Source organism: Vagococcus xieshaowenii (genome assembly GCF_004792515.1).
Taxonomy (GTDB): Bacteria; Bacillota; Bacilli; order Lactobacillales; family Vagococcaceae; genus Vagococcus_A; species Vagococcus_A xieshaowenii.
Window position 1 is genome coordinate 258,027 of the sequence record NZ_CP038865.1, and the last position, 6,974, is coordinate 265,000.

General features: G+C 39.0%; 4 protein-coding genes and 1 rRNA gene (1 of these 5 only partly in view). All 5 read left to right on the top strand.

The window, feature by feature from the left end:
* Positions 1–27: 27 nt before the first annotated feature.
* Positions 28–2,169, top strand: coding sequence for an ATP-dependent zinc metalloprotease FtsH (ftsH, locus tag E4Z98_RS01175; protein WP_135254913.1), 2,142 nt, complete (start codon positions 28–30; stop codon positions 2,167–2,169).
* A 65-nt stretch (positions 2,170–2,234) separates the two neighbouring features.
* Positions 2,235–3,116: an Hsp33 family molecular chaperone HslO gene (hslO, locus tag E4Z98_RS01180; RefSeq protein WP_135254914.1), complete on the top strand. Its 882-nt coding sequence runs from the start codon at positions 2,235–2,237 to the stop codon at positions 3,114–3,116.
* Positions 3,117–3,185: 69 nt separating this feature from the next.
* Positions 3,186–4,127: a tRNA dihydrouridine synthase DusB gene (gene dusB, locus E4Z98_RS01185; protein WP_241856737.1), complete on the top strand. Its 942-nt coding sequence runs from the start codon at positions 3,186–3,188 to the stop codon at positions 4,125–4,127.
* Positions 4,128–4,232: 105 nt separating this feature from the next.
* Positions 4,233–5,699 (top strand): lysine--tRNA ligase, encoded by a 1,467-nt coding sequence (gene lysS / locus E4Z98_RS01190; RefSeq protein ID WP_135254917.1) that lies wholly within the window; start codon positions 4,233–4,235, stop codon positions 5,697–5,699.
* Between the two features lie 498 nt (positions 5,700–6,197).
* Positions 6,198–6,974: ribosomal RNA gene (locus tag E4Z98_RS01195) — 16S ribosomal RNA — on the top strand (it continues 783 nt past the right edge of the window).

Below are 6,974 nucleotides of genomic sequence, written 5' to 3' on the forward strand. Positions count from 1 at the left end.
AATGGTAAAATAGGAGGAGGCGCTTGAATGAACAAAAAGAAAAGTGGTGCGCCTAAAGGGACAGCTTATTATTTAGTGCTTTTAATCGCACTAGCGCTTTTAATGAGTTGGTTTTTTAATGGAGACCGCAGTGTAGGAACAGAAATACCTTATTCTACATTTAGCCAAAAATTAGAAAAAGGTTTGGTTAAAGATTTTGATATAAAACCTGGTAATGGTGCGTATGTTATTAATGGTACGTACACAGAGAAACAAAAAGTTGAAAGTAATGGGGTTAAAGTATTTGGAGGGACATCGGTTGAAACAGATAGTTTTAGTACAACCTTGTTACCAAATGATAGCTCAATTGCAAAAGTTATTGATAAAGCCGAAGAAGTTGGCGCAAGTGTTGAAGTTCATGAAGAAAGCAGTAGTGGTGCCTTCTTAACGATTCTATTATCAATTGTACCGTTATTGTTTATGGGATTCTTATTCTATATGATGATGGGACAAGGGCAACAAGGTGGCGGAGGCCGTGGCGTTATGAACTTTGGTAAATCAAAAGCCAAAGAAGCAGACAAAACAGCTAACAAAATTCGTTTTTCTGATGTAGCAGGAGCTGAGGAAGAAAAACAAGAACTTGTGGAAGTAGTAGAATTCTTGAAAGATCCACGTCGCTTCGTTGAATTAGGTGCACGTATTCCAGCAGGTGTCTTATTAGAGGGACCTCCAGGGACTGGTAAAACATTACTAGCTAAAGCAGTAGCCGGTGAAGCAGGCGTGCCGTTTTATTCAATCTCAGGTTCAGACTTCGTTGAGATGTTTGTAGGGGTTGGAGCAAGTCGTGTACGTGACTTGTTTGAAAGTGCTAAGAAAAATGCGCCATCTATTATCTTTATTGATGAGATTGACGCAGTTGGTCGTCAGCGTGGTGCTGGTATGGGTGGCGGACACGATGAACGTGAACAAACCCTTAACCAAATGTTAGTTGAGATGGATGGGTTTAATGGTAACGAAGGTGTTATCGTTATTGCGGCAACAAACCGTTCAGATGTCTTGGATCCAGCGTTATTAAGACCAGGTCGTTTTGACCGTCAAATCTTAGTAGGTCGTCCAGATGTTAAAGGACGTGAAGCAATTCTTAAAGTTCATGCAAAAAACAAACCGTTAGCAGCAGATGTTGACTTAAAAGTAATTGCACAACAAACACCAGGCTTTGCTGGTGCGGATTTAGAAAACTTGTTAAACGAAGCAGCCCTAGTAGCCGCTCGTCGTGATAAGAAGAAAATTGATTCATCAGATGTAGATGAAGCACAAGATCGTGTAATTGCTGGTCCAGCTAAGAAAGACCGTGTGATTAGTTCTAAAGAACGTGACTTGGTTGCTTACCATGAAGCAGGTCATACAATTTGTGGTTTAGTATTAGGAGATGCTCGTACGGTTCATAAAGTAACAATCGTTCCACGTGGTCGTGCTGGTGGTTATATGATCGCATTACCTAAAGAAGATCGTTTCTTAATGACCAAAGAAGAAATGTTTGAACAAATCGTTGGGTTGCTTGGTGGACGTGTCGCTGAAGAAGTCTTCTTCGGTGTTAAGTCAACAGGTGCAAGCAATGACTTTGAACAAGCAACTGGTTTAGCACGAAGCATGGTAACAGAATACGGAATGAGTGACCGCCTAGGAACTGTTCAGTATGAAGGAAATCATCAAGTGTTTGTTGGTCGTGACTACGGTCAAACAAAAGCATACTCAGATCAAGTGGCTTATGAAATCGATGAAGAAGTACGTCGTATTTTAAATGAAGCACATGATAAAGCAAAAGAAATTATCGAAGAAAATCGTGATAAACATGAACTAATTGCTAAAATGTTATTAGAACATGAAACATTAGATGCTCGTCAAATTAAATCATTATTTGAAACAGGCCAAATGCCTTCTAATGATTTAGCAGATGAATTTCCAAGTGAAACAGCTGCCTCTTTTGAAGAAGCTAAACAAGCTTTAGAAAAGAAAGAAGCTGAGAAGCAAGCGGAATATGATGAGCAACATCCAGAAACAGCTACGGACGTGTCAACTGATGCTGAAGAAACTGTTGAAGAGGTTATCGCTGAAGCAAAACCAGAAGTAACTGAGTTTCCTTCAGAGCGTCAAATTGAGCAAAACGATAGTGAAAATGAACAACAATAGGTTATGATAAGGTGGGTTGCTTAGGCGACCCACTTTTAATGTTTAGAAAAGAAAAGGTGAAAAACATGGAAGATTATTTAATTAAAGCATTAGCATTTGACGGACAAATTAGAGCATTCGCAGTGAATGCAACAGAAACAGTTAGTGAAGCACAACGACGCCATGATACTTGGCATAGCTCTTCAGCTGCCTTGGGTCGTTCTTTAGTAGCAGGATTATTATTAGGTTCACAATTAAAAGGTGAAGATAAATTAACTGTAAAAATTGAAGGTAATGGCCCTGGTGGCTTAATTATGGTTGATGCAAATGGTAAGGGTGAAGTGAAAGGGTATATTACTAACCCACACGTTGCGTTGCCATTGAATGAAAAAGGAAAAATTGATGTACGTGGTGTTGTAGGGACAGAAGGAACGTTAACAGTCATTAAAGATTTAGGAATGAAAGAACCTTTTTCTGGACAAGTTCCGCTAATCTCTGGTGAACTAGGTGAAGATTTTACTTATTACTTAGCTAACTCAGAACAAGTACCTTCAGCTGTTGGTTTAAGTGTTTTAGTAGCACCGGATGAATCAATTATTGCTTCAGGAGGCTTTATGATTCAAGTAATGCCAGGGGCAACCGAAGAAACATTAAGCGAAATTGAACGTCGTTTATCAGAAATTCCATTTGTTTCACGTTTGATTGAACAAGGGGAACAACCAGAAGAAATTTTGAATCGTTTATTAGGAGAAGAAAACGTTCATGTATTAGACAAAATGGACGTTGGATTTAAGTGCCAATGTTCAAAAGATCGTTTTGGTGCTATGTTAATGACATTAGGTGTAAAAGAATTGCAAGAAGTGATTGAAGAAGATCATGGCGCTGAAACAGTGTGTCACTTCTGTAATAATAAATATCATTTTTCAGAAGATGACTTGAATGAACTTATCACAGAGATTCAAGCGTAATAAAAGGAGGATCCCACTTTGTGGAAAATAGGTAACGTTGAAATTCCAAACCGTGTCGTAGTTGCGCCGATGGCAGGAATTAGTAATAGCGCATTTAGATTAACGGTTAAAGAATTTGGTGCTGGTCTGGTAGTATGTGAAATGATCAGTGACAAAGGGATTCATTTTAAAAACAAAAAAACTTTAGATATGTTGCACATTGAAGAAGGAGAACACCCTATTAGCATCCAAATTTTTGGTGGGCAAAAAGAAACATTAGTAGAAGCCGCGCAATTTGTTGCGGAAAATACGAAAGCAGATATTATTGATATTAATATGGGTTGTCCAGTTAATAAAATCATAAAAGCCGAAGCTGGTGCTCGTTGGTTATTGGATCCTAACAAAGTGTATGAGATGGTAGAGGCAGTTTCTTCTGCGGTTGATAAGCCTGTGACGGTTAAAATGCGTATCGGTTGGGATGAAGATCATCTATTTGCGGTAGAAAATGCGTTAGCAGCTGAAAAAGCTGGTGCTAGTGCTATTGCAATGCATGGGCGCACACGTGTTCAAATGTATGAAGGAAAAGCCAATTGGGATATTTTACGTCAAGTAAATGAAGCCTTGACGATTCCTTTTATGGGGAATGGCGATGTGCGTACGCCTCAAGATGCTAAACGCATGCTTGATGAAGTAGGGTGTGATGGCGTCATGATTGGTCGTGCAGCGTTAGGAAATCCGTGGATGATTTATTTAACTGAGCATTACTTACGTACAGGTGAATTGTTAGAAGAACCAGGTCCACGTGAGAAGATTACTACAGCTAAGCTTCATTTGGAACGTTTAGTAAAATTAAAAGGTGCTAAATTAGCAACTTTAGAGTTTAGACAACATGCCGCTTATTATTTGAAGAGTGTGCCACGTTCAGCAAAAGCAAAAGTAGCGATTAATCGCGCAGAAACACCAGAAGAGATGTCATCTATTTTGGAAGAGTTCATGGAAAAATCAGAAGAGATTGCACTAAGAAGAAGTTAGTAGAGGCAAAGGGGAATTTTCCCTTGCCTTTTTTTGTGGTTTTGTGTCATTATAGTAATTGAATATATAGGACAGGAGAGATATCAATTGACTGAACATCAAGAAATGAATGATCAGCTTATAGTAAGAAGAGAAAAAATGCAAGCAATCGCAGACGCAGGTCTAGATCCATTTGGCACTCGTTTTGATAGAACGCATAATTCTCAAGAATTACATACTATGTATGATGGTTTTTCAAAAGAAGAATTAGAAGAGCAAAAAAACGAAGCGACAGTTGCAGGTCGTATTGTTACTAAACGTGGTAAAGGTAAAGTAGGGTTTGCCCATTTACAAGACCGTGAAGGACAAATTCAAATTTATGTACGTAAAGATGCCATGACGGAACAAGAATATGAGTTGTTTGATCACGCTGATTTAGGAGACTTTGTTGGTGTAACAGGTCAAGTGATGAAAACAAATACAGGTGAAGTAACGATTAAACCTTCATCATTTACATTTTTAAGTAAAGCACTACGTCCCTTGCCAGATAAATATCATGGGCTAACAAACGTAGAACAACGTTACCGTCAACGTTACTTAGATTTAATTAGTAACCGTGAAAGTTTTGACCGCTTTATGCTAAGAAGTAAAATCGTGTCAGAAATTCGTAACTATTTAAACCAACACGGCTATCTAGAAGTTGAAACCCCAACGTTACATAATTTAGCAGGCGGGGCAGCAGCTCGTCCGTTTATTACGCATCATAATGCATTAGACATGGAATTATATCTACGTATTGCCTTAGAATTACATTTGAAACGTCTAATCGTTGGTGGTATGGAGAAAGTTTATGAAATTGGCCGTGTATTCCGTAACGAAGGAATTGATACAACACATAATCCAGAATTCACTATGTTAGAGGTATACACTGCATATGCTGATTACCGTGATATTATGGATTTAACAGAAGGAATTATTACACACGTAGCACAAACTGTTTTAGGTAAACTACAAATTGAATACGGTGAGCATTCAATTAATTTAGAAGGACCTTGGAAACGTGTGCATATGGTAGATGCGATTAAAGAAGCGTCAGGTGTAGACTTCTGGCAAGAAATGACAGATGAAGAAGCACGTGCTATTGCAAAAGAACATAATGTCGCGATTGAAGATCATATGGACTTTGGCCACGTAGTAAATGAATTTTTCGAAACGTTCGTTGAAGAAACATTAATACAACCAACATTTGTATATGGTCACCCAGTGTCAATTTCGCCATTAGCTAAGAAAAATGCTGAAGATGGTCGCTTTACTGATCGTTTTGAATTCTTTATTTGCAGCCACGAATACGGAAATGCTTTTACAGAATTAAACGATCCTATCGATCAACGTGAACGTTTTGAAGCACAAATGAAAGAAAAAGAACTAGGAAATGACGAAGCAAATGAAATTGATGAAGATTTCATCGAAGCGTTAGAATACGGTATGCCTCCAACAGGTGGATTAGGAATTGGTATCGATCGTTTAGTTATGTTATTAACGAACTCTCAATCAATTCGTGACGTACTATTGTTTCCGACAATGAGAAATTAATTTAAAAAATAATTGCTTTTTCCAACATAACTTGCTATATTGATATAAGTCAATTGACTTATAAAACAAGTTAATTGGAAAGAGCTTTTTTAATAAAAAAACACTTGACGATTAGTTGTTGAGATGATAATCTAATAAAGTTCTTAAAAAGACATCATTTGTTAAAAAAACTGAAAATTTTTTCTTGAAAGTAGTTGACCGATTCAACTATTCATGATAATATTTAGAAGTTGTCAGGAACGAAAGTTCTTGAAAAAACAAAATAAAAAAGTTTAAAAAAGTTGTTGACAACGTCAACTAAACATGATAAACTTTAGAAGTTGTCACAAAAGACAATAACTTAAAAAGTAGACCTTTGAAAACTGAACAATGAATAAGACAAACCAAATGTGTAGGGTGTTTTACAAAGTGTAAAACAAAACCAACAATTTTTAAATTTTAGTGAAGTAATTCGCTAGCAAACATAAATGAGCGACATCTTCGGGTGTTATCAAAACTTTTATTGAGAGTTTGATCCTGGCTCAGGACGAACGCTGGCGGCGTGCCTAATACATGCAAGTCGAACGCTTTTTCTTTCACCGGAGCTTGCTCCACCGAAAGAAAAAGAGTGGCGGACGGGTGAGTAACACGTGGGTAACTTGCCCATCAGTGGGGGATAACACTTGGAAACAGGTGCTAATACCGCATATCTCTTTTGATCGCATGATCGAATGATGAAAGACGCTTTCGGGTGTCGCTGATGGATAGACCCGCGCTGCATTAGTTAGTTGGTGAGGTAATGGCTCACCAAGACCGTGATGCATAGCCGACCTGAGAGGGTGATCGGCCACACTGGGACTGAGACACGGCCCAGACTCCTACGGGAGGCAGCAGTAGGGAATCTTCGGCAATGGACGAAAGTCTGACCGAGCAACGCCGCGTGAGTGAAGAAGGTTTTCGGATCGTAAAACTCTGTTGTTAGAGAAGAACAAGCGTGAGAGTAACTGTTCACGCCTTGACGGTATCTAACCAGAAAGCCACGGCTAACTACGTGCCAGCAGCCGCGGTAATACGTAGGTGGCAAGCGTTGTCCGGATTTATTGGGCGTAAAGCGAGCGCAGGCGGTTCTTTAAGTCTGATGTGAAAGCCCTCGGCTCAACCGAGGAAGGTCATTGGAAACTGGGGAACTTGAGTGCAGAAGAGGAGAGTGGAATTCCATGTGTAGCGGTGAAATGCGTAGATATATGGAGGAACACCAGTGGCGAAGGCGACTCTCTGGTCTGTAACTGACGCTGA